16 protein-coding genes are annotated in these 22,552 nt (G+C 52.2%); 11 read left to right on the top strand and 5 right to left on the bottom strand.

Annotation, left to right across the window (positions count from 1 at the left end; genetic code table 11):
• Positions 1-27 precede the first annotated feature (27 nt).
• Together HVE01_RS00955 and HVE01_RS00950 are read left to right on the top strand one after the other, a co-directional pair.
• A complete protein-coding gene (locus tag HVE01_RS00955) occupies positions 28-1,113 on the top strand; it encodes an efflux RND transporter periplasmic adaptor subunit (protein ID WP_146941879.1) in 1,086 nt (361 codons plus the stop codon).
• On the top strand, positions 1,113-4,268 hold the full coding sequence (locus HVE01_RS00950) for an efflux RND transporter permease subunit (RefSeq protein WP_146941877.1): 3,156 nt from the start codon (positions 1,113-1,115) through the stop codon (positions 4,266-4,268). Before HVE01_RS00955 ends, HVE01_RS00950 begins: the two co-directional genes overlap by 1 nt.
• 77 nt (positions 4,269-4,345) lie before the next feature.
• On the opposite strand, the gene HVE01_RS00945 is transcribed toward HVE01_RS00950, so the two are convergent.
• Positions 4,346-6,304, bottom strand: coding sequence for a ligand-gated channel protein (locus HVE01_RS00945; protein WP_125750767.1), 1,959 nt, complete (start codon positions 6,302-6,304; stop codon positions 4,346-4,348).
• A gap of 190 nt (positions 6,305-6,494) precedes the next feature.
• Between HVE01_RS00945 and HVE01_RS00940 the strand changes: the two genes are divergently transcribed.
• From HVE01_RS00940 to HVE01_RS00920, 5 genes are all read left to right on the top strand, one after another.
• Positions 6,495-7,418 carry a LysR family transcriptional regulator gene (locus HVE01_RS00940; protein WP_125750770.1) on the top strand — a complete coding sequence of 308 codons (924 nt, stop codon included), beginning with the start codon at positions 6,495-6,497 and terminating at the stop codon, positions 7,416-7,418.
• Between the two features lie 69 nt (positions 7,419-7,487).
• On the top strand, positions 7,488-8,363 hold the full coding sequence (locus tag HVE01_RS00935) for an AEC family transporter (protein ID WP_146941875.1): 876 nt from the start codon (positions 7,488-7,490) through the stop codon (positions 8,361-8,363).
• A gap of 131 nt (positions 8,364-8,494) precedes the next feature.
• Complete coding sequence (locus HVE01_RS00930; RefSeq protein ID WP_146941873.1) at positions 8,495-9,673, top strand: PQQ-dependent sugar dehydrogenase; 1,179 nt, start codon at positions 8,495-8,497, stop codon at positions 9,671-9,673.
• Between the two features lie 129 nt (positions 9,674-9,802).
• Entirely contained in the window at positions 9,803-11,248 is a 1,446-nt protein-coding gene (locus HVE01_RS00925; RefSeq protein WP_125750780.1) for a sensor histidine kinase, read from the top strand.
• 11 nt (positions 11,249-11,259) lie between these two features.
• Positions 11,260-12,660 (top strand): sigma-54-dependent transcriptional regulator, encoded by a 1,401-nt coding sequence (locus HVE01_RS00920; RefSeq protein ID WP_125750783.1) that lies wholly within the window; start codon positions 11,260-11,262, stop codon positions 12,658-12,660.
• 550 nt (positions 12,661-13,210) lie between these two features.
• Here HVE01_RS00920 and HVE01_RS00915 read toward each other — a convergent pair.
• Positions 13,211-13,672, bottom strand: a complete 462-nt coding sequence (locus HVE01_RS00915) for a prolipoprotein diacylglyceryl transferase (RefSeq protein WP_146941871.1) — start codon at positions 13,670-13,672, stop codon at positions 13,211-13,213.
• 377 nt (positions 13,673-14,049) lie between these two features.
• On the opposite strand from HVE01_RS00915, the gene HVE01_RS00910 reads away from it, so the two are divergent.
• From HVE01_RS00910 to HVE01_RS00895, 4 genes are all read left to right on the top strand, one after another.
• Positions 14,050-15,252, top strand: a complete 1,203-nt coding sequence (locus HVE01_RS00910) for a quaternary amine ABC transporter ATP-binding protein (RefSeq protein WP_125750789.1) — start codon at positions 14,050-14,052, stop codon at positions 15,250-15,252.
• Positions 15,252-16,088, top strand: a complete 837-nt coding sequence (locus HVE01_RS00905) for an ABC transporter permease (protein WP_146941869.1) — start codon at positions 15,252-15,254, stop codon at positions 16,086-16,088. The genes HVE01_RS00910 and HVE01_RS00905 overlap by 1 nt, the downstream gene beginning before the upstream one ends.
• Positions 16,089-16,280: 192 nt before the next feature.
• Positions 16,281-17,153 carry a glycine betaine ABC transporter substrate-binding protein gene (locus HVE01_RS00900; protein ID WP_125750795.1) on the top strand — a complete coding sequence of 291 codons (873 nt, stop codon included), beginning with the start codon at positions 16,281-16,283 and terminating at the stop codon, positions 17,151-17,153.
• Positions 17,154-17,412: 259 nt separating this feature from the next.
• Positions 17,413-19,053 carry a BCCT family transporter gene (locus tag HVE01_RS00895; RefSeq protein ID WP_146941868.1) on the top strand — a complete coding sequence of 547 codons (1,641 nt, stop codon included), beginning with the start codon at positions 17,413-17,415 and terminating at the stop codon, positions 19,051-19,053.
• Between the two features lie 76 nt (positions 19,054-19,129).
• Here the strand turns inward: HVE01_RS00895 and HVE01_RS00890 are convergent, their stop codons facing one another.
• The 3 genes from HVE01_RS00890 to HVE01_RS00880 form a co-directional block, all read right to left on the bottom strand.
• A complete protein-coding gene (locus tag HVE01_RS00890; RefSeq protein WP_125750802.1) occupies positions 19,130-19,855 on the bottom strand; it encodes a 3'-5' exonuclease in 726 nt (241 codons plus the stop codon).
• 1 nt (position 19,856) lies between these two features.
• On the bottom strand, positions 19,857-21,767 hold the full coding sequence (locus tag HVE01_RS00885; protein WP_125750805.1) for a DUF294 nucleotidyltransferase-like domain-containing protein: 1,911 nt from the start codon (positions 21,765-21,767) through the stop codon (positions 19,857-19,859).
• Between the two features lie 236 nt (positions 21,768-22,003).
• The gene (locus HVE01_RS00880) at positions 22,004-22,393 is read right to left on the bottom strand and encodes a DUF4168 domain-containing protein (RefSeq protein ID WP_125750808.1); all 390 of its coding nucleotides are present in this window, start codon (positions 22,391-22,393) and stop codon (positions 22,004-22,006) included.
• Between the last annotated feature and the right edge of the window lie 159 nt (positions 22,394-22,552).

Below are 22,552 nucleotides of genomic sequence, written 5' to 3'. Positions count from 1 at the left end.
TCGATGTTTATTAGGGAACTGTCTGTCATGACCGCGCACCCGCTCGTCCGCTATCTTGCCTTGGTTCTACTGTTGCTCTGCGGCCTAATGCTCTCTAGTGCTTCCTTCGCGCAATCAGCCCCCAGGGTTGAACTAGCGCCGGTAAACCGCGAACCAATTTATACCGAAACAAACCTAGTCGGCACCGTAAACTCCCTGGAAGATGCCCTCCTATCAGCATCGGTAGCAGGGCTAATTGTTCAGGTAGCAGTTAATCCAGGCGACCATGTCAGCAAAGGCGACACGCTAATAGCGCTGGATGACGACCTGGCTCGTTTTGACGTAGCAGCGGCGGCTGCCGCAGAGCAAGAGGCCCAGGCCACGCTAGCGGAAGCAGAACGGCTATTGCGAGAAGCAGAATCGGTGGGCGTGGGGCGTAACATCGCGGCGACTGAAGCTAGCGCCCGCCGTAGTGCCGTTAACGAGGCCCGCGCCGCGCGCTCGCGTTTAACAGCGGAGCAAGCGCGCCTAAGCGCGCTACTGGCTCGCCATGTAATTAACGCTCCTTTTGATGGAGTCGTCAGCGCTCGCAGCGTCAATCTCGGTGAGTGGGTCACGCCAGGAGATAGCGTTGCGCGACTGGTTAACCTAAACGAGCTGCGCGCTGATTTTCAGGTGCCCGAAACCTTTTATACCGCCATTCAAGGCGAAACGTTTATCACTCTACGTGCGGGGCAACAAACCTATGAGACGACTATCGCCACCGTGGTGCCGATCAGTGACCCTAGTGCCCGCACATTTCTATTACGCGCCCATGTGCCCGAAGCAGCGTCCCTATACCCAGGCAATGCAGTGGATGCTGTGCTACGGGCGCCGACCAATAGCGATGGACTAACGGTTCCCCGCGATGCGTTAAGCCGCTACCCAGATGGGCGAGTCACCGTATGGGTAGCCACCCCTAACGAAAACAACACCTACCACGTGACTGAACAACGTGTGCAGTTGGGCATTAGCTTTGCCGACCGTGTGGAAATTATCGAGGGTCTCACCGGTGATGAGCAGGTCGTCATTCGTGGCAATGAATCGCTGGTCGAAGGTGTCAGTGTTGAGGATATCACGGCGGGGAGCGAGTAATGTTTGCAGCCCTTTTGCGCCAGCAAACGCTGGTTACGGTTATCGCACTAATCTTCCTGCTGCTGGGCATTGCCGCCACGCTGCGCATCCCAGTTCAGATGATTCCCGATATTGAAACCCGCACAATAACGGTCGAGACGCGCTGGGCGGGAGCGACACCCCAGGATATCGAAAAAGAGATCCTCATTGAGCAGGAGCAGTACTTGCGCAATGTGCCGAACCTTACCCGCATGACGGCGATAGCCGAAAGCGGCAGCGCTGAAATTGAGCTTGAATTCCCGTTTAGCGTGGATATGACGGCAGCGCTGATTCAAGTCAATAACGCGCTCAGCCAAGTATCGCCATATCCCACTAATGTAGACCAGCCACGGATTGTTTCTGCCGCCTTTTCGACAGACGCGTTTTTGCGCTTTCACGTGGGAACGCTACCCGGTAATCCTAAGGCGCTAGATATCCAACTGATGAACGACTTTATCGACGATCGTGTGCGGCCCCGCATGGAAAGCGTTAAAGGCGTGTCCGAAGTCGGCGTCAATGGCGGCGCTCAGCGGCAGCTACAAATTTTGCTCGACCCGGGCGCACTGGCCCAGCGCGGGATTTCACTTACCGAGTTACGCGATGCCATCACCCAACGTAACCGGGATATTTCCGGGGGCGAACTAGAAGCCGGTAAACGCCGCTATCTGATACGCACACTGGGTCGCTTTGATGATGCTGAAGACTTGGCGCAGCTGGTTATCGCTCGTCAAGGCGATAGCATCGTGCGGCTTGCCGACGTTGCCGAGGTCCGCCAGGGACAGTCTCGCTTAAGCCAGCTATCGTTTTATAACGGCCAACCGGGCATTGGTATGGACCTGCGGCGGGAAAGCGGTGCTAACGTCATCGATATCAAATACGCCATTGAAGAAGAAATGGCAGCTATTAACGATAGCATTCTGCGCCCGGCAGGTATGGAAATGGTGTTGACTGCCGATGATGTGCGCTATGTAGAAGCCTCGGTCAGTAATGTATGGAGCAACCTGCTACTTGGGGCGGCCTTTGCAACGTTGGTGATGTACCTGTTTTTGCGCTCCGCTCGCATCACCTTTATTGGCGTTATCGGCATCCCCTTCTGCACCATTGCGGCTTTTTTAGGGCTGATGCTCACCGGGCGCACGATTAACGTGATTTCCATGGCAGGCATTGCCTTTGCCATAGGCATGAGCGTCGATAACAGTATTGTGGTACTGGAAAATATTGAGCGATACCGCCGTTTAGGGCTCGACCGCATTGAGTCGGCGCTACGCGGCGTACAGGAAGTATGGCCTGCGACGCTAGCATCGACGGCCACCACCATTTTGGTGTTCCTACCGATTGTGTTTATCGAAGAAGAAGCTGGGCAGCTGTACTCTGACGTGGCCATTGCCGTTTCCGCTGCTATTTTCGCTTCAATGCTGGTGGCAGTTACGCTAGTGCCGTCCCTCTGTTCGCGCTTTAGTTTTTCGATGCGCAACCAACATGAGAATAGCCCCGCGGCCTCTCCCGCTTCGTGGGCTGGGAAGCGACTTGAGCGTTTGATCGCCACCCCTTTTCGGCGCGGAGCGATCCTGGTAACCACGCTAGCGATCAGCGGCTGGACTCTCTTGGTACTCACTCCGCCCGCCGAGTACTTACCCGAAGGCGAGGAACCTAAAACCTTTGCGGTGATGAGCCCACCGCCAGGCTATAGCCTGCAGGAGATGGCGGGAATCGCCGCGCAGGTAGAGGATTACTTTTTACCTCATGTAGGCGCTGATCCAGCGGCATTTTTAGCAGGCGACACTGAGGTGCCACCGCTGGCCTATATGAACATGCGAGTCGCCCCGACGCGGCTGTTTATCGTCGCGGAAGCAGCGGACCCCGGCGACATCGAAGCGTTAATGGATGCACTTACCAGCTACTACGAGCGCTTTCCAGGAATGCGCGCCTTTGCCTCAAAAGGCTCGATCATTTCCAGTAACGATGGCGGCACACGGAGTATCAACCTGGATATCTCTGGCCCAGACTTGGCGACTGTTTATGAAGCCGCCAATAACCTCTACCGAGAAGCCCGCCAAGAGTTTGGTAATCCGCGCATTCAGAGCCAACCCTCCTCGCTGTCGCTAGATCAGCCGCTGATTCAAATTCGCCCCGACTGGGCACAGGCGTCAGCGCTTGGCTTAGCGGCAGGAGATGTCGGTTTCTCGGTCGCCGCACTCACCGAAGGTGCCTATGTGGATGACTTCTTTCTCGACGACGAAAAGATCGATATCTATCTTTATGGCCCCCAGCGGTCGCTACCTCTGGACCAGCTACCCAACCTTCTGCTCCATACTCCCAGCGGCGCAACATTGCCGCTCTCTGCCGTCGCCAGCATTGATGAAACCATGGATACCAGCGTTATTCGTCGTGTCGATGGTAGCCGAACGGTGACCCTGAATGTCATCCCACCCCCCAGTATTGCCCTGGAAGCGGGAGTTGAGCAGGCCGAGAGGATGCTGGAGCGGCTTCGCCATGAAGGGGTATTATCTTCGGCAGTGGCTATTTCAATTTCGGGAGCTAGTGATCAGTTAAATGCTACGCGAGACGCGCTAATGGGTAACTTCTTGATTGCGATTGTGATTGTCTATTTGCTTTTGGTAGCGATTTTCTCTCACTGGGGGTACCCGTTACTGATCCTTACCTCAATTCCTTTGGGCGTGGTAGGCGGCATTATTGGTTTAGCGGCCATGAATACAGTGGGTAGCTTGCTGCCTCTCATTGGCATCGCGCCACTCACTCAGCCCTTCGATATGATTACCATGCTGGGCTTTTTGATACTCATGGGGACGGTGGTTAATAACCCTATCCTGGTGGTCGACCAGGCACGGCGGCGTCTTCACGATAAGCAACTGTCCGTTCAGGAAGCCGTGTCTCAAGCAGTTCAAACCCGCCTGCGCCCGATTGCGATTACCACGCTGACAACGCTGTGCGGGCTTTCGCCATTGGTGTTTTTGCCCGGTGAAGGCACCGAACTCTATCGTGGCGTGGGAGCGATCGTCTTATTTGGTTTGCTGGGAGCTTCCATCGTGACAGTGACCTTCCTGCCAGCCTTGATGATAAGCGTGCTGCAGCTTAGCAAACGCAATACGCAGCCTGCCCAAGCCCAACATTCGTAAATAAACACGTGGTTCACTTAAAAGCGCGGCCACCTAATCAGGTGGCCGCAACGTTTAATCGCTTGGCAAAACCGGGGCTAGAACGCGACGTTCAGCCCCAACCAAACACGGCGTCCATCGTCTACGTAGCCGTACTCTTCGTAAGTAATGCGCTCATCAAATAGGTTGTAGATACCCGCATTCACCGTGGTGCTATCGTTGAGCTTGTAACCCATTCCTGCATCCACAAAGGTGTAGGATGGCGCGACGATGGAGCTTTGCGACGGCCCGGTGGTGGGCTGGCTCTCTTCGCCACGGTAGCTCACTTTGGTCCACTGGCTGAGTCGCGAGTTGACCTGCCAGTCGAGTGTAGCCGAGACCTGATGGCGTGGTAGCTGCGTCAAAGGCTCACCAGCATATTGACCACTTTTCTGTTCGGAGTCAGTGAAGGTATAGCTAGCCGTTAACGACACTGCATCTGTCAACGGCGCTGCCAGGCTGGCTTCTACCCCTTGCGTAATCGCTTCATCCACGTTGACGCGATAAGTAGGATCACTGCCAAAATCATTAGGGCCATCGGTACAGATATCGACAGGGCAAGCAATACGCGTAATCTTGTCTTCAAAGTCGTTGTGGAACAGCGTCAAGCTGCCGCTTAGACCGGCATCATTGGCGTAGAGCAGTGCAATCTCTTTGTTAAGCGACGTTTCAGGTTTAAGGTCCGGGTTACCGTAAATATTGCCACCACGGCTGACCTGCCCCCAATCGGGAGTGATTTCACGTAGGCTTGGCGAGCGATAACCGGTTGAAACGCCCCCTTTAAGGGTCCAGTCCGGTGTTGCATTCCAAACGCTGTACAGGCGCGGGCTGACGTGACTGCCGAAGTTATCGTCGTCATCAACGCGTAAACCACCGGTCAACGCCCAGGTGTCGGTCAACATCCACTCATCTTCTACAAATAGCGCCCGTTGGCTATTTTCGATTTCGGTCCGGTCAGATATTCGGTTGGTGGTGGTATCGTTCAGCGACTCTTCTTCGTAGCTCGCGCCAACAGTCACTAGGTGCATGCCTAATGGGATCACTGCACTGGTTTTAGCGGTAGTATTGGTAATTTCAATATCGCGGGATTTGTTATCGCTACGCTCACGCTGTACAAAGGTCTCGCTGGTGCCCCAGTCAAAGCGGCCACTATGGGTAACCGCAACGTGAGTATTGGTGTATTCGCCGATACTATCGGTGCAACCACCTCGACACCCTTCAGCAGCACCAGACCGCCCTACCCGTGAGTAACGATCCTGTTCGGTAACGCCAGCTTCGGCGGTGAAGTCGTGATTATCGTTAGCGGCGAAGTTTAGCCGTGCGGTCAGACTTTGCAGGCTTTTCTCTTCGTAGCCGTTCAAAATATCATCTTCATCCCGCTCTGAGGCACGCCCATAAACCTGCAGACCTAACCGGTCACCCACTAACGGCCCGCTTAGGTAGAAATTCGCTTGGCGGCTGTCTCCAGAATTGCTGTTTTCTTGTAGCACCGTGTCGAGCTGTACATTGCCGTGCCACTCATCGGCCACCTTGCGGGTAATTACGTTGATCACCCCACCGATAGCGTCTGAGCCGTAGAGCGTCGACATTGGCCCACGCACTACTTCAATACGCTCAATCGCTTGGAGTGGTGGGAGCCAGTCCTGCTCGAATCCAGCGCTGCCATTCGGGCGTGATTCACGAGAGTTTTGCGGACGCCCATCGACCAAAATCAAAGTGTACTGGGAAGGCATGCCACGAATTGAAATATCATTGCCACGGTCACCTGCGCCGCCGCCGGTAACAATCACACCCGGCACGTCACGCAGCGCGTCGGTGACATTTTGATAGTGGCCACGCTCAAGCTCTTCCCGAGAAATAACGCTAATAGAAGCAGGCGCACTGGAAATTTGCTGTTCAAACCCCGATGCGGTAACCACAACATCATCTAGCCGAGGTGTTTCTTGTGCCAACACGGCACTACTGGCCAATGAAGAGATGGCACCGGCCAATAGCGTGCGACGCAAACGAGTAGACATAGCAGGGTTCCTTTAGTGTGAAAGAGCACTTGCGATCAAATACGAATCATTAACATTCGTATTTTTGCATAATTCTTACACAAAGAGGTCGCACAGTACGTTCAGCCATCCGGAACACAAATGCCAATTATTTTCATTAACATCATTAAATGGCACAATAGCGCTTCAACTGTTGCCTAATGGCCCGACCATGTACGATTTTGATGAACTCGCCGCTTTTGCCGATGTGATGACTAGCGGCAGCCTAACGCGCAGCGCACAAAAGCTAGGACTTGCTAAATCGACACTGAGCCGCCGCATTAGCCAGTTAGAAGCAAGATTGGGCCAGCCTCTGCTTAGGCGGCAAGCCAATCGACTGATTCCTACGGAAGCGGGTCTGCTGTTTCATAACTACTGCACAGAACTGCTAGCGATGGCGGCACATAGCCAAGAAGCGCTGGCAGAACTGCGTGAGGAAATCAGCGGAAAAGTAACACTGGAAGTTCACGGGGCATTAGCACGAGGTTGGATGGCAGGCGTCGTTGATGCGTTTCTCACTCGCTATCCCAAGGTGGAATTAACCCTCCACACGCGAGAATCTCCACCTACTAAAATGCACAGCAACAGTGTGCACATCTGGCTAGGACCAACGCACGAGTGCGGTCTCAATCAGGAGCGTTTAGGACACTTGACTCGCGGCCTTTATGCCAACCCCAGCTACCTTGCCAACGCTGGTTACCCTCAGCATCCAAGCGAGCTTGAATCACACGCGTGGATTGATTTACTCGATAGCGCTTCTAGTGGCTTGCTGTTCCACCATGCTCATCACGACGACTTTCTGTTTAATGCGCCCCGTTCACGGCTGCGCGTTGATCTAACGGTGCTTCAAATTGATGCCATTGCTTATGGCCAAGGCATTGGGTTGCTGCCCCACTGGGTGGTTGAAAAACGCGAGAAGCATCATCCCGGTGATTTAGTCAGCTGCTTGCACGGCTGGGAACCCGCCCCGCTGCCCATCACCATGTTGTACGCTTATGGCCACCATTCGCGCCGAGTTAACGCACTGCTCGAGTTTTTACGCGAGCAAGTTCCGGCTGCCTGGCAAACCAACCACGCCACCGCTAACGCTGAATAACCAATTCGCCTTGCCAGTTAGCGGCCTAATTAACGACAATGAGCCGCTAATCATCGTCAAGGAATGGTAATGCTCGCCGAACTTTTTGCCGTGATGGCTCCGGTACTCGCCGGTGCTGGGCTGGGATATCTATGGGTACGCTTAGGGCATCCCTACCCCGTCGATTTCATTACTCGTTTGGTGTTTAACATCGGCACACCCGCGCTGGTGCTTGCCTCACTTTCTGGGGCTAATATTGATGCCAATAGCTTTGGGCAGGTGATGTTTGCCACGGCTATTGTGATACTGACCATGGGTGCAGCGAGCTTTGTGGTCGCCAAACTATTGCGCCGTAGTTGGCGCGTATTACTCGCCCCGATGATGTATCCCAACACCGGCAATATGGGACTCCCCGTCGTTCTGTATGCCTTTGGCAGCGCAGGGTTTGCCTATGGCATTACGGTGATGGTGACGGTCTCGCTCTTTCAGTTCACTTTAGGGGCGGTTCTCAATAGCAACGCAAGCCCGACTAAAACGCTGCTGAAAACGCCCACCGTCTATGCCATTTTAATTTCGATGGCGCTACTGCTAACCGACACATCGCTGCCCCCATGGCTGGCCAATACGGTCGATTTAATGTCTGGCTTCACCGTACCGCTGATGTTGATAACGCTTGGTGTTTCTCTAGCCAGCATCCAAGTAAAAAGCCTGCGTTCTGGCATCGGTTTTAGCCTAGTACGTATTCCCCTTGCTGCGGGGACAGCGTGGCTAATTGCAAGTTGGGTTGGCCTGCCCCCACTGGCACAAAGCATTCTGGTGCTACAAATGTGCATGCCTGTCGCCGTGTTTAACTACTTGTTCGCCCAGCGTGCCCAGCGCGAACCGGCGTATGTCGCCAGCCTCGTGTTTTGCTCGACGCTGCTTGCTCTGGTGTATTTACCGATACTGCTGGCATTTCTGATGTAGTCTCTTTGGCCTACCCCACCTGATTTAGCCCGCCGCATATATAGCGACACAGGGAACCCCGCTCGCTTTAAGCAGTCATTGCTAGACATGCAATATGATCATCGAAAGCCCCGACCACAGGAGTGACCGTGATGCACCAAGCACAGGAACGCCAGACAGGGCTAACGACGCCTTCTCAGCGTTGGTTTCTGGCAGCTATTGGCGGGCTAATGCTGGCGGACCCGGTTAGCAATGCCCGAGCAGAAATGCTTCACGACGCGATCGAAACCGAGCAAATGACCTTGTCACTTGAACGTGTGGCGAGTGGTTTGAACGCCCCTTGGGCAGTGGCTTTTTTGCCTGATGGGCGCTTTTTAGTCAGCGAACGCCGCGGTCAACTCGTCTTAGTGGATCACGAAGGTAACCAGCAAACGCTCGAAGGACTGCCCACGGTTAGCCACCAGGGGCAAGGTGGACTTCTCGATATCACCTTGCATCCTTCCTTTGGTGACGGTGAACATGACTGGATTTATTTCACCTGGAGCAAACCAGACGGCAATAACAGTCGCTCAGCACTGTCACGGGTTAAGTGGCAAGGGAATTCACTCGGTGAGGTCGAGCACCTTTTTGAACAGGATCGCGCCTCGTCCCCCGGCCGTCATTACGGCTCGCGTATGGCGTGGCTAGCAGACGGCACGCTATTAATGAGTATTGGAGACCGCGGCGCTACCCCATCCCGTGCCCAGGCAAGCGATGATCATGCAGGCTCAACACTGCGGCTAACGGATACCGGCGGCGTACCCGACGATAACCCATTTGTGGGTACTGATAGCACTTTGGATGAAATTTACTCCATGGGCAATCGTAATATCCAAGGGTTGACGGTACTTAGCAATGGTGAACCCTGGGCGACCGAACATGGCCCGCGCACAGGCGATGAGCTTAATCACATCAAGGCAGGCAGCAATTATGGCTGGCCTGAGGTTAGCCTGGGCAATGACTACCGGACAAATGAGCCGATTGGCGTCGAATCGAAGCCCGGCATGGTTGACTCGGTTTACCGCTTTGAAGGCCGATTTGCGCCTTCGGGCCTTACCGAAGTCACCAGCAGCGCGTTTGGAGACTGGCAGGGGCAGCTATTAGCCGGCGGTTTAGCTAGCGAAACATTGCTGCGCCTGCAATTGGAAAACGGCAACGTGGTGGATGAAGAGGTCATTCTGGATGGCCACATTGGGCGCATTCGCGATGTGCGCCAAGGTCCTAACGAGGCCATTTATCTGCTAACCGATGGTAGTCAGGGCGGCCTTTATCGTTTAAGGGTGGCGGATTAACCTACATTAACGTTATCTGAACCGCGACTCTTTATACTGCCTATTGATACTGTCTATTTATTTATACTGTCTGTGCACGCTGCCAATGCTGTTCTGCGCTGAACAGCCGATACTCATTACGGATGCCTGATGCGACTACGTAATTTAATTATTTTGACGGTTATCGTGCCACTGTTTGTCGTTCTAGTGGTTTTTAGCCTAGTGGCTATCAAGTCGCTAGAAGATAACGTGCGTTCCAAGCTGCAAACCGAAGTTGAGATTATCACCCGTGCATTGGGCACATCACTGAGTTACGCCGTTACTCGTGATAGCGACACCCCACTAGGAGAAGCGCTGCAATCCGCTTTTTCATTCCATCGTATCTATGGTGCTTATGTGTTCGACACCCAAGGCCGGGAGGTTTATGGCCTAGGTCTGGGCAAGGACCTATTTTCGCCGGATGAAATTCAGCAGGTTATCAAACAAGATGACCTGTACAGCAATTACCGCCAGCAGGAAGGCTGGACGTACTACTCAGCATTGATTCCGCTGAGGGCGCAAAACGGCACGGTGAAAGGTGTTCTGCAAGTTAACCGGCTTAATACCGGCATCGAAAACTACACAGGTTTTATCAGTATTGTGGCAGTGCTGGTATTTGTGATCGGAGCGGCCGGTATTGTTTTTAGCATTTGGTGGGGCTTTAGGCACTATATAGAACGGCCACTCAATCGTCTTTTGCACGTGATGTTGCTGGTGGAAGATGGTGATCGCAGTCAGCGGGCTACCGAAGATGGCCCGACTGAATATCGCCGCTTAGCATCAGGCTTAAACGGCATGCTCGATGCTATGGCAGAAAAAGATCGCGATATTGATGCCCGTCGGCAGCGCGAAATCGAACTAGAGAAGCGCCTACGAAAATCTAAAAAGCTGGCTGAATTAGGCGTTTTGGCGGCTGGTGTCGCCCATGAAATTGGCGCCCCATTAACCGTCATCAATGGTCAAGCCCAGCGCTTAGCCCGCAGGGACATCATTGGCGATGACGAACGTGCTCGATTAGGCCGTATCCGAGGAGAAGTCGAAAGAATTGTCCAAATTGTCCGCCAGTTAATGGAACTGGGCAGACAGCATAACGTAGATAAAGACACGCAAGCGTTGGATCAGCTTATCCTGAGTGCCAGTGAGCTCGTGGAAGAGGAGTTGGAGCCACGAAATATTCATTTGGATATTGATCTTCCCTCTCCTACCCCCCATTTATTAGTCAATGGGCAGCAAATCGTACAGGTACTCACCAATCTATTACGCAACGCAGCGCAAGCACCAGACGTTAGCTGTATACGCCTTAGTGCCAAGCAATACAGTGAAGAGCTAACGCTTTGGGTTGAAGATGATGGGCCTGGCATTCCAGCGTCGCATCATCAGCAAGTATTTGATCCTTTCTTTACGACGAAACCGGTGGGCCAAGGCAGTGGCTTAGGGCTCTCCATGGTGCATCGCATAATTAACGACCACGGCGGGACAATTGGCGTATTTGATAGCGGCCTTGGCGGCGCTGGATTCGAGATTACGCTCCCCCTTAGTGAAACCGCAGCCGCTTGAGGAAAACGTTTGTGACCCATCAGGAACACCTTTTACCTTTATTGGTAGTGGAAGATGACGCCGCTATACGTGAGTTATTAGAAGAAGAACTCAACGACGCGGGCTATGACACCCTAGGCGTTCCCAGTGCTGAAGACGCCTTGGCGCTGCTCAGCCATACAGCTGTGGCTATGATGATTACGGATGTACGTCTTCCAGGAATGACCGGCATTCAGCTACTTCAGCAGCTGCGTCAAAGCGGTAGCGAGCTGGGCATTATTGTCATCACGGCCTTTGGCACCATTGACCAAGCCGTCGAGGCACTAAAGTTAGGTGCCGATGACTTCCTAACGAAACCATTGGACTTAGATGCCATTCGCGAGGCAGTTTTTCGTGTCCTAGAGCGCCAGCGCTTGTCGCTCTCCCGCGAGACTGAATTGAGCCAGTTTCACGGTATTGTCGGAAAAAGCTCAGCCATGCAGTCGCTGTTTCATGATGCCTCTCGGCTGGCTAAAAGCGATGCGCCTATTTTGATTCTGGGCGAAAGCGGTACCGGTAAAGAGCTGCTGGCCCGCGCTATTCATCAAGAAAGCAAACGCCACGAAGCACCCTTTGTGCCCGTTAACTGCGCCAGTATTCCTGCCGATCTAATGGAAAGTGAGTTTTTTGGTCATGTAAAAGGAGCATTTACCGGGGCTAACGAAGCACGCCGCGGTCTGTTTCATAGCGCTCAAGGTGGCAGTCTGTTTTTGGATGAGATTGGTGAAATGCCGGTCAATCTTCAAGCCAAATTGCTGCGTGCGCTGCAAGAAAAGACCGTGCGCCCCGTCGGTGGCGAGCGTGAGGAGCCGGTAGATGTCCGTATCATTGCCGCAACCCATCGCAATCTTGAAAAAGAGATCGAGCAAGAAAACTTTCGTAGTGACTTGTTCTATCGCCTTGAGACGTTCTCACTGCGCATTCCGCCACTACGTGAGCGTGGCACCGATATAGAGCACCTTGTATTTGCGTTAATCGACAAACACGCCGAAGCGCAAAGTAAGCAGATTGAACAAATCGAGCCCGAAGCGCTCAATAGTCTGTTGAACTACACCTACCCCGGCAACGTACGCGAGCTGGAAAATGCCATTATGCGAGCCGTAACACTGAGCGAAGAAGGCATATTGCAGCACCAGGATTTACCAGAGCGCTTACGCGAACAGGCTAGCCAACATAGCGGCTCGGCAATAACGCCGACACTTACCGGTGAAGTATTACCTGGCACCCAGCTTCCAGCCCCCGCCCCGACCCGCTGGCCCAGCCTGGAAGAAGTTGAAAAGCGCTATATACGCAAAGTGTTAGAGGCCACTGGCGGCAATAAACGGCGCACGGCTGAAGTGCTGGGTATAGCTCGCCGAACACTTTATCGTCGTTTGGAAGATAACGAGGAATAAATTAACGCAATTTGCTGGCTACTCACCAGAGAGACCGGCTGTGCGTATATGCCGACAGGCTATACACAACATGCCAAACATGGGCACACGCTGGGTAATGCCAGTCAGTTAAGGCTGACTGGCATTACCACCTAGTTCCGTATAGCAAAGCGTGCACCGCACGCCACTCCCGAGTCCCCGCACTATCATTCCCGAGTCCACGCACCGTCATTCCCGAGTCCCCGCACCGTCATTCCCGAGTGGGGTTATCGGGAATCCACCTCGACCTTGGCCTGCAGCAGCCCGAAATCCCAGGTCAACATGGATTCCCGCTAAGGGCCTGCGGGAATGACGAGGGCGGCTCGGAGGGCTGAGGTGGAGAGACTGAGTTGGATAGTCTCTTTCTAAAGATGGCTTTCCAGCTTAGCCTTTCAAACTTAGTCTTTCAGACGATATAGTCACTGCCATAAAAAACCCCCGCGGGCGCGGGGGAAAAGAATGATAAACCGTGTGGAGCAGCCGCAGGGAACAGACAGCTGGGTCGGCTTATCATCGTAGGGAGCGTTAACGATTACTGGCTGCTATTCATCTCGTCGTCATTCTCATCAGCACCTGGCATCGGGTCAGTACCTTCACCAAATCCTGGATTTTCTTCAGGGTCTACTGGGTTACTAGCCTCTTCATCGGGCATAGCCCCTTCACTAGGCATCGATTCTTCGCCGGACATAGACTCTTCACCGGGCATAGGCTCTTGTGATGCCGTTGCATCATCGCTTAGCCCAGGATCGCCCATGGCTGAGCTGTCTGATGCTGCAGGATCATCATCCATCACAGGATCCGACGCAGTAGCTTTACCTTCATCAGTTGCCTGTTCAATAGAAGAAGTCGCATCTTGCTCCATCGTTTCTGGCTGTTCGGCAGGCGGCACTGGCTCATCATCGTTACCACAACCTGCAAGGGCTAAAGTGCTAACGGTGGCTGCTAACATACACAATGTAAGAACGCGGGGGCGTTTGGTAACTTGTTTATCCATTAGGCTTACCTCCCTTTTAGCCAAAATATCGATTTACTACTTAACCTGCTGCATAGCTCATACCAAAAATCAAAAAAATGTAATTTTATTTTAAAAATCAAATTCTTATAAAAAAACAGTATATTAATTTCATGCCCGGCAAATTGTTACTTTGGGTTAAAAATGACACATGTGACACCTTTTGACGCTTAGCGGAGGAGGCGTTGTGACACACCCTGCTCACTTATGTATAATAAATATTAATAAATAACCAAGTAAAAGCTTAAATTCTAATTATGAACCGTTTTGTGTCGCTGTTTGCAGGGAAAGCCATCGGGTACTGGAAAGCGAGCTGAGCAACGACACAAGGCTGCTCATTCACGCAAAAGGCATTGCTGATGGACGAGAAACGCCCTGTAAAAATTCAGGTTCGCGGCTTAAGCAAGGTATTTGGCAAGCAGCCGAAAAAAGCCCTTGAGCTTCGTGACCAAGGTTTAAAACGCCCTGAAATTCTTGAAAAAACCGGTCAAACATTAGGTCTTTCAAACATCTCATTCGATGTCTATGAAGGCGAACTTCTCGTTATTATGGGACTTTCGGGTTCTGGCAAGTCAACGTTAATCCGCTGCCTGAACCGCCTGATTGATACCACTGAAGGCGAAATAATCATTGATGACGAGAATATTCCCACGTTAAGCGAAAAGGCGCTGTTAGAGTGTCGTCGCCGTCATTTTTCTATGGTTTTTCAAAATTTTGCGTTATTCCCACACCGCACTGTACGCCAAAACGCTGAGTTCGGGCTCGAAATACGCGGTGTCGATAAAGCTGAGCGTCAGCAAATTGCTCAAAACGCGCTAACCCAAGTGGGACTAGATGGCTGGGAAGAGGCCTATCCGAATCAGCTTTCTGGCGGTATGCAGCAGCGTGTCGGCCTAGCCCGCGCCTTGGCAAATGATTCTACCGTGCTATTAATGGATGAAGCCTTTTCAGCACTGGATCCTTTAATCCGCAAGGATATGCAGCAGGAGCTGTTGCAACTGCAATCTAAAATGCAGAAAACAACTGTCTTCATCACCCATGATTTAGATGAAGCACTCAATATTGGTGATCGCATTGTGCTGCTTAAAGATGGCGAAGTCGTACAGATTGGTACCCCGGAAGAAATATTAACCCAACCTGCTGATGACTATGTGCGCCGCTTTATCGAAGGTGTTGATCGTTCGCGTGTATTAACCGCCGAGAGCGCCATGCGCCCCGTGCGCTCTACCGCCCGCGACAGCGACGGCCCGCGCACGGCGCTGCATCGCATGCGTGACCACAGTATTGACTCAATTTATGTCACTGATCGTGACCGACGCCTAATAGGCCTGCTCGAGGCCGAGGCGGCGAGCAAGGCGATTGATGCCAAGTCAGATACTATTACTGATCACCTGACCCAAGACTTCCGCAAAGTCCCCCCTGAAGAACCCCTGCAAAACCTGTTCGCTATGTTTAGCGATAAAAGCTTTCCTATCGCCGTTATTGACGAGCAACAGCGGTTGCTAGGTGTTGTTGTAAAGGGCGCAGTACTGGATGAATTAGCACGGGCAGGAGAACAGTAATGGATATTCCAAGCATCCCCCTTGGCGATTGGATCGAAAACGGCCTGACCTGGTTGACCAGCGAATATTCAGCCGTCACCCGGGCAATTTCACGCTTTACTCAAACCGGCATTGATGTTTTAAACGACAGCTTGATGTGGCTACCTGAGTGGGCGCTACTCGGGTTAATCACCCTACTCTGCTGGAAGCTCGCGGGTGCTCGCTTAGCGATTGGCTCATTAGCCGGGCTGGCCTTGATTTGGAATCTGGGTCTCTGGAACCCGATGATTGAGACGCTCACCCTCGTGGTTTTCGCAACCCTGGTTGCAGTGGTTATCGCATTGCCCGTCGGTATTGCGGCGGCATTATCTAATCGGCTGTACCGATTAATCATGCCAATACTAGATTTTATGCAGACCATGCCTGCCTTTGTTTACCTGATACCAGCCATTCCGTTTTTCGGCATCGGCTCTGTATCCGCCATTTTTGCAACGGTAATTTTCTCGATGCCGCCGGCAATTCGCTTCACAACGTTAGGTATCCGCCAGGTACCGGTTGAGCTAATTGAGGCCGCCGACGCCTATGGAGCGACGCGTAGCCAAAAACTTTTTAAAGTTCAGCTTCCGCTCTCACTACCAACAGTGATGGCGGGTATCAATCAGACCATTATGCTGGCACTTTCGATGGTGGTTATCGCCGCCATGATTGGTGCAGATGGTCTGGGTAGCGAAGTGTGGCGTGCTATTCAGCGGCTACGTCCTGGCGATGGCTTTGAAGCAGGTATCGCCGTGGTCATTCTGGCTATGTTACTTGACCGTTTGACTCAATCATTGCGCAAAACACGCCGCTCACAGTGAATCAAACTAAAAAAGTCGTGCAGCGGCAATGGTACTGCGATTACGGCTCTTCTTGATTCACTCTTTTTGCATACGCATGCTGGTCGTGCATTCAAATCCAAAAAAATGCATTTGAGAATCTGTTTACTACGGTTGTGGCGCTTTATCGCCCTATTTGATAAAGCCCACGACTATTTCCCAAGGAGCAAGTGAATGAAAACTCGTACGTTGAATCACCGTATCCGCCTAGCCTCATTGGCCCTTATTGCAGGCACTGGCGTTGCCGCTGGAAGTCTGGCCCACGCCGACGACCAGGGCACCGTAAACCTTGCCTATGTTGAGTGGTCGTCTGAAGTAGCTTCTACCAACGTAGTGGCTGCTGTATTAGAGCAGGCTGGCTTCGATGTTGAGCTAACGTCGCTTTCTGCCGCCGCCATGTTCCAGGCTCTTTCGACTGGCGACGCCGATGCTATCGTCGCTGCTTGGTTACCCACGACTCACGCTGACTACATGGAGCGTGTGGGTGACAATATTGAAGATCTCGGTATGAACTTGGATGGCACCAAACTGGGACTGGTCGTACCAGCTTATACTGAGACTGATTCTATTGCCGACCTAAACGACAACGCCGACAGCTTTAACGGCGAGATCATCGGTATTGACCCTGGTGCGGGCCTGATGGCTCTTACTGAAGAGGTCGTGGATACCTATGACCTTGGGCTGCGTCTGCGTAGCGGTAGCGGTGCCACTATGACCGCAGCACTTTCAAGCGCGATTAACAATGAAGAGGATGTCGTGGTCACTGGCTGGACACCACACTGGATGTTTGCCCGCTTCGATCTGAAATACCTCGAAGATCCGGAAAATGTCTATGGCGGTGCTGAGCAGATTCACACTGTGGTGCGCCAAGGTCTAAAAGATGACATGCCAGAAGCCTACGCCATCCTTGATGCCTTCGAGTGGACGCCCGAGCAGATGGGTGAGGTTATGCTGATGAACCAGGAAGATGGCAGCGACCCCTACGAAAATGCCAAGCAGTGGGTTGAAGATAATCAAGATGTAGTCGAGCAGTGGCTTAATGGTTAATGCCACCAGTCTGGCGATAGGGACAACAGAGGGCTGCGGCTCTCTGTTGTCAGCGTGAATATCGCTTTGGCAAAAGCTAATTTTATGACTGTGTGTAGCCCGTTGAATAAAGCTTAAGCAACATTTGCTATTGTACGGATGGTACGCCCGCCAGCTAATGCCTGCTAGGAGTGAGATGTTGATGACATAACGATGTTGATGTCAAAACATAGTACTCCTCGAATGCATAGCCGTTTTTGTTTAACATGGAGAGGCTAAAGTGGATAATCCTGACTCGAAACACTCCCCAGCCGAGCCGGTATCAGACGGCATACCCGCCCCTGATGGCCCAGCGAACCTAATAGATACCGATTACGTTATCGGTCAAGACAACATTACCACCACCACGATGGGTGTGAACCTTGATCTACATGGCAAGGTATTCACCATTTCATCGATTGTGGTTTTACTGTTTGTCGTTTTAACCCTGGCCCTACAAGACACTATTGCACCGGTGTATGACGCTATTTTTAGTTTCTTGACCGGTAATTTGGCGTGGTTCTTTATCCTTGCCGCCAATATTTTCGTTATTTTGTGTCTGGGGCTAATTATTTCGCCACTCGGCAAAATCCGCATCGGCGGCGCTGATGCAAAGCCCGACTTTACCTATGTGGGCTGGTTTTCAATGCTGTTTGCTGCGGGCATGGGTATCGGCCTGATGTTCTTTGGCGTGAACGAGCCATTGACTCACTTTGGTACGTCCTTTGATGGGGGTAGCTGGGCACCGTTAGCGGGCGCTGAGGGCGATGCCGAAGGCGCAGCTGCACTGGGTATGGCAGCGACTATCTTTCACTGGGGCCTTCATCCCTGGGCGATTTACGCAGTAGTAGCACTGTCACTTGCCTTGTTTTCGTTTAACAAAGGGCTACCGCTGTCTATGCGCTCGGTATTCTACCCAATCCTGGGTGAGCGCGTCTGGGGCTGGCCGGGGCATCTAATCGATATTCTGGCGGTCTTTGCCACACTATTTGGCTTAGCGACATCGCTTGGTTTGGGGGCAACACAAGCGGCGGCAGGGTTAACCTACCTGTTTGGCGCACCAGAAAGCGATATTACGATGATTCTGCTCATCATCGGCATCACGATTATCGCTATCGGGTCGATTACAGCCGGTGTCGATAAAGGCGTTCAGCTGCTTTCAAAAATCAACATTGCCATGGCGGCACTGCTGCTTTTCTTCGTTATTGCCGTTGGCCCAACCCTGCTCATTGCGACAGGTTTCTTTGAGAACCTAATTAGCTACGCCGTTAACCTGCCGGCTCTGTCGAATCCGTTTGGCCGTGAAGATGCCAACTTTAGCCAAGGCTGGACTGCCTTCTACTGGGCTTGGTGGATCTCCTGGTCTCCTTACGTCGGTATGTTTATCGCTCGCGTTTCCCGTGGCCGTACCGTGCGTGAATTCTTAGTCTCGGTACTGATTGTACCCTCGGTGGTATCGGTACTATGGATGACTACCTTTGGCGGCACCGCCATTGATCAGTACGTTAGCCAAGGCATTGAAGCGGTACGCGACGCAGGTGTAGATCTGCAACTGTTCATCATGCTTGAGCAGCTACCGCTGTCACAAATTACTTCCTTCATTGCGATTCTACTGGTCATCATTTTCTTTGTGACCTCTTCTGACTCCGGTTCGCTGGTTATCGACTCCATTACCGCAGGCGGCAAGGTAGATGCACCGAAGCCTCAGCGCGTGTTCTGGGCGATTATCGAAGGGGCTATCGCCATTGCATTGCTGCTCGGCGGTGGTTTGACTGCACTGCAAACCATGGCAGTTTCTACCGGCTTTCCGTTCACCATCATCTTGCTAGTGGCAAGTTATGCCATTATCAAAGGTCTGATGAGCGAACCTAAAGCGGTATGATGTGAATCATCCTTGCACTAAACCACAAACGGGCAGCCAAAGGGCTGCCCGTTTGCGTTACGTAACGTTGCGCTGCTCAAACCCAAATATCTTTCAACTGCGTTTCCGGCGTGTAGTGATAGCTGATCTGTGCTTGCAACAGCTCTGCTGTCGCCAGCGCATCAACCAGCGCGTGGTGCCCTTGATAGGCGGGCAAGCCATAGCGTTCACGACTGGCATGTAGACGAATCGAAACCGGCGGACGCCCTAGCCAACGGCGAAACCGTGCCCATAACGTTTGTCGGTGCATGCGCGCTTCAAGTGACATCGTATCGATCATCGGAAACATCACCCCTTCTCCCCGTCGTGCTTTTACGGCAGCATCGAGAAACGGACGTTCGATGTTGCGAAAATGCACCACCACCAGTCGCCCAGCCAGCACTGCTAATAGCTCATCCAGCACGGCATCAAAGTCTGGAGCAGTGGCGATTTCAGAATGAGTGATGTGATGGTAAGCAATGGATGCCTCATCTAAGGGGCGGGAGGGTTTCACTACCCAGTAGCGACGTTGAGCAAGCGGAATGCGATCCAGTGTGAAAGGCACCACGCCAATGCTGATAATCGCATGGCGCCGCTCGTCCAACCCCGTTGTTTCCATATCTAGCGCCGCCATCGGCACTTGCGCGATAGGTGTGTCCGGGCTGGGTAGCGGCGTGGCAAAAAATTCCCTAAGCGAGCCATCATGAGCCTTTTCGGCACGCTCAGCCATATAGCCTATCCAGTTAGCTTGGACTACTTTTTGGCGGGGCCGGATTCCATGCATGTTATCGCCCCTGCCGCTGAGTGGGTACAGGATAGCGGAATTTCAAAAATTTTTGTGCGTTGTTGAGTGCCTGGAAAGCATCTTTAAGCGTATGGCGCTCGCTATCCTCAACATTCTCCGGCTCGATATTGTTATCGGGGAAACGGTCTTCCTGCAGGTCTATCACTTGATGGCGAATCCGTGACATACACAAAAACTCAAATGCGTAACTAAGCTTATCGCTTACCCCCGTCGCCAGTAGCTGGGTATTGCTAATGTCATTTAAGCGTTGGAACGAGTTTTGCGCTTTAGATCCACAGGCCAACGCATGCACCCGAATAAGGTCAACCATAGGGGCAGTACCACGCCGTTTTAGGTTGATGGAGTTGTTATGCTTGCCATCCTTTTCCATCACAAAGGTGCGGAAAAACCCAAGCGGCGGCGTTCGATTCAATGCGTTACGGGCCATGGCTGCCAAAAATAGCGGCGATTGCGGTGCCGTTTGGGCAATCAAATCCTGAAGCGCTTCAACAAAATGGTCCTCGCCGTAAATGCTGTCTAGATCGAAAAAGATCGAACTATGCAGGAGCCTCTCAGGGGTTGGATTTGCCATCCAATCTAGGAAATAACGCTTCCAAACATGCAACGGCTGGCGCCACTGGCGATTAGTCGCCATCACATCGCCTTTGCAGTAGGTATAACCGCAGGCATCTAAGCCATCGCTGACAAAGGCCGCTAATGCGTGGAAGTAGTCGTCATGCTCGTCGGGATTGAAATCGTCTGACAAGATCAGTGCATTATCCTGGTCGGTGACGATACTTTGCTCATTGCGTGCCATAGAGCCATTCACCATAAAGCAGTAAGGCACCGGCGGTGGCCCCAGCGCTTCTTCGGCAAGCTCTAGCAGTCGCCGCGTAAAACTACGCCCAATGGTCGACAGGGCACTCCCCACCATTTGTGAATTAGCCCCTTCTTGCACCATTCTTACAAAGGCTGCGCGTACATCTGGAGCAAGTTTTGCCAACCCCTGTGCGCTGGACTGATTGAAAATATTGCTTACTAAGTACAGCCCACTTTGCGTCTCGTAACGAATAATATCGGAGAGGTGGACAACCCCAACCGGACGCTGGCGGTAAAGTACCGGTAAGTGGTGAACGTTGTTGCGCAGCATCGTCAGCATGGCTTCGTAAACCGACGCATCCGACTGGATAGTAATTAGCCGTTCGGAAACCACTTCTCCAATAACCGTTTGCGCAGATAGCCCCTCAGCTACCACGCGGGTACGAAAGTCACTATCCGTCAAAATGCCACACATTTGCCAAGTTTTGCCTTCGCTATCCTGAAAGCTGTAGCGAGGGTTATTACCGCCTTCATTAATGACCAATACGGCCGACGCCTGTGCCTCACTCACCTGTTTGGCAGCTTGCTGGACGGTAGTAGTGGATTCAACCATGACAGGATAACGCGTTACCAATTTGCGTATCCGCGTGACCATCATGTCGTTAGATTTTTTCTGCTGCTCTGCGGCAGTTTCTAAACGAGGACGCTCTAGCTCAACAAAGTCAGCAAAATCATCGTCTTCTTCGCAAAGCCGCTGAAAGACAGCGTTGGGAATAAAGTAAATCAGCGTATCTTCAATCGCTTTGGCAGGAAAACGTACTTTATAGTTTCGAAGCAGGCTAAAGTGGCCAAAAATATCCCCCTCGCCCAAGCGGTTATATAACTCGCCCTGACGACGATAGACTTCCACTGCACCGCTACGGATAAAACACAGCTTATCAAGCGTATCGTTGAGCTCTAAAATGTCGCTACCGGTTTTGAAATAGCGCACTTCTACTTGCTCAGCTATGGCGTCTAGCAATACATCCGATAAGCCATCAAACGGGGGGAACTGCCCCATATGCTGACGTATTTCTAACAGTTCAACATCCATGCGATCTCCTGCACTTGGCGCGGCAGCATCATCAATAGATGAAGTTTGTCTTGGATAGCCTGTAGCGTAAACCCTTCGATCACAATTGAGCGTTAACAAACGCAAAAAACCCAGCGAAATACGCTGGGCTTTGTGCAGTAACAGACTTTCAGTAGGCGGACAGAATGCTTCGCAGGTTAAGAAAAATCTGTCACTATCCTCTATGTTACTTACTGGAACTAATTATGACTGGCTGATTATGACTGGTTGGCCATTTCCTGAACACGCTGCATCATTTCAGGATCTTGCTGGATTGACTGGCCAATGGCATTAAAGGTATCAACATCTAGACCGCTATCTTCAACAACCTCGATCATGCGGTCGTTGGCTTCAGCGCGAACTTCCTGTTGGGCGTTTTCATCTTCTGCTTCCTGCAGACGCTGTGTGTACTCTTGCGAGATCACGGCGATTTCTTGAGAAGCATCGGCGAACTGCTGTAGCTGCTCATCAGAGAAATCCTGAACAGGCGCTTGCTGGGTAGCCATCGTATCCTGAGCGGATTCTTCGGCTTGCTGTGCATGTGCGGTGCCAGCCAGCAGACCAGTAGCAAGAAGAGCAGCAGAGAACAGAGCAGTCATACGTTGCATAGTAAGAAACCTCATTGACGCGTTATGAATGTGCAGCTGTGACGCGTTGTTCAAGCACAGGTTCAACTTTTTATGTAAAAGTTAGTAACAGGAAAAACATTTAAGTAACACGGAACCAAGCAAAAAGGACCCACGCCGAGGAACTATGTTCAACACTAT

The sequence above is a fragment of the Vreelandella venusta genome (genome assembly GCF_007989605.1).
Classification (GTDB): Bacteria; Pseudomonadota; Gammaproteobacteria; order Pseudomonadales; family Halomonadaceae; genus Vreelandella; species Vreelandella venusta.
This window is presented reverse-complemented; position numbering and strand designations above follow the sequence as displayed.

What these genes read in the sequence shown, in the direction of transcription:
- HVE01_RS00890 (WP_125750802.1), bottom strand. Translation starts at nt 19,855, where the DNA reads ATGCATGGAATCCGGCCCCGCCAAAAAGTAGTCCAAGCTAACTGGATA.
- HVE01_RS00940 (WP_125750770.1), top strand. Translation starts at nt 6,495, where the DNA reads ATGTACGATTTTGATGAACTCGCCGCTTTTGCCGATGTGATGACTAGC.
- HVE01_RS00880 (WP_125750808.1), bottom strand. Translation starts at nt 22,393, where the DNA reads ATGCAACGTATGACTGCTCTGTTCTCTGCTGCTCTTCTTGCTACTGGT.
- HVE01_RS00915 (WP_146941871.1), bottom strand. Translation starts at nt 13,672, where the DNA reads ATGGATAAACAAGTTACCAAACGCCCCCGCGTTCTTACATTGTGTATG.
- HVE01_RS00885 (WP_125750805.1), bottom strand. Translation starts at nt 21,767, where the DNA reads ATGGATGTTGAACTGTTAGAAATACGTCAGCATATGGGGCAGTTCCCC.
- HVE01_RS00955 (WP_146941879.1), top strand. Translation starts at nt 28, where the DNA reads ATGACCGCGCACCCGCTCGTCCGCTATCTTGCCTTGGTTCTACTGTTG.
- HVE01_RS00925 (WP_125750780.1), top strand. Translation starts at nt 9,803, where the DNA reads ATGCGACTACGTAATTTAATTATTTTGACGGTTATCGTGCCACTGTTT.
- HVE01_RS00910 (WP_125750789.1), top strand. Translation starts at nt 14,050, where the DNA reads ATGGACGAGAAACGCCCTGTAAAAATTCAGGTTCGCGGCTTAAGCAAG.
- HVE01_RS00905 (WP_146941869.1), top strand. Translation starts at nt 15,252, where the DNA reads ATGGATATTCCAAGCATCCCCCTTGGCGATTGGATCGAAAACGGCCTG.
- HVE01_RS00950 (WP_146941877.1), top strand. Translation starts at nt 1,113, where the DNA reads ATGTTTGCAGCCCTTTTGCGCCAGCAAACGCTGGTTACGGTTATCGCA.
- HVE01_RS00945 (WP_125750767.1), bottom strand. Translation starts at nt 6,304, where the DNA reads ATGTCTACTCGTTTGCGTCGCACGCTATTGGCCGGTGCCATCTCTTCA.
- HVE01_RS00900 (WP_125750795.1), top strand. Translation starts at nt 16,281, where the DNA reads ATGAAAACTCGTACGTTGAATCACCGTATCCGCCTAGCCTCATTGGCC.
- HVE01_RS00935 (WP_146941875.1), top strand. Translation starts at nt 7,488, where the DNA reads ATGCTCGCCGAACTTTTTGCCGTGATGGCTCCGGTACTCGCCGGTGCT.
- HVE01_RS00930 (WP_146941873.1), top strand. Translation starts at nt 8,495, where the DNA reads ATGCACCAAGCACAGGAACGCCAGACAGGGCTAACGACGCCTTCTCAG.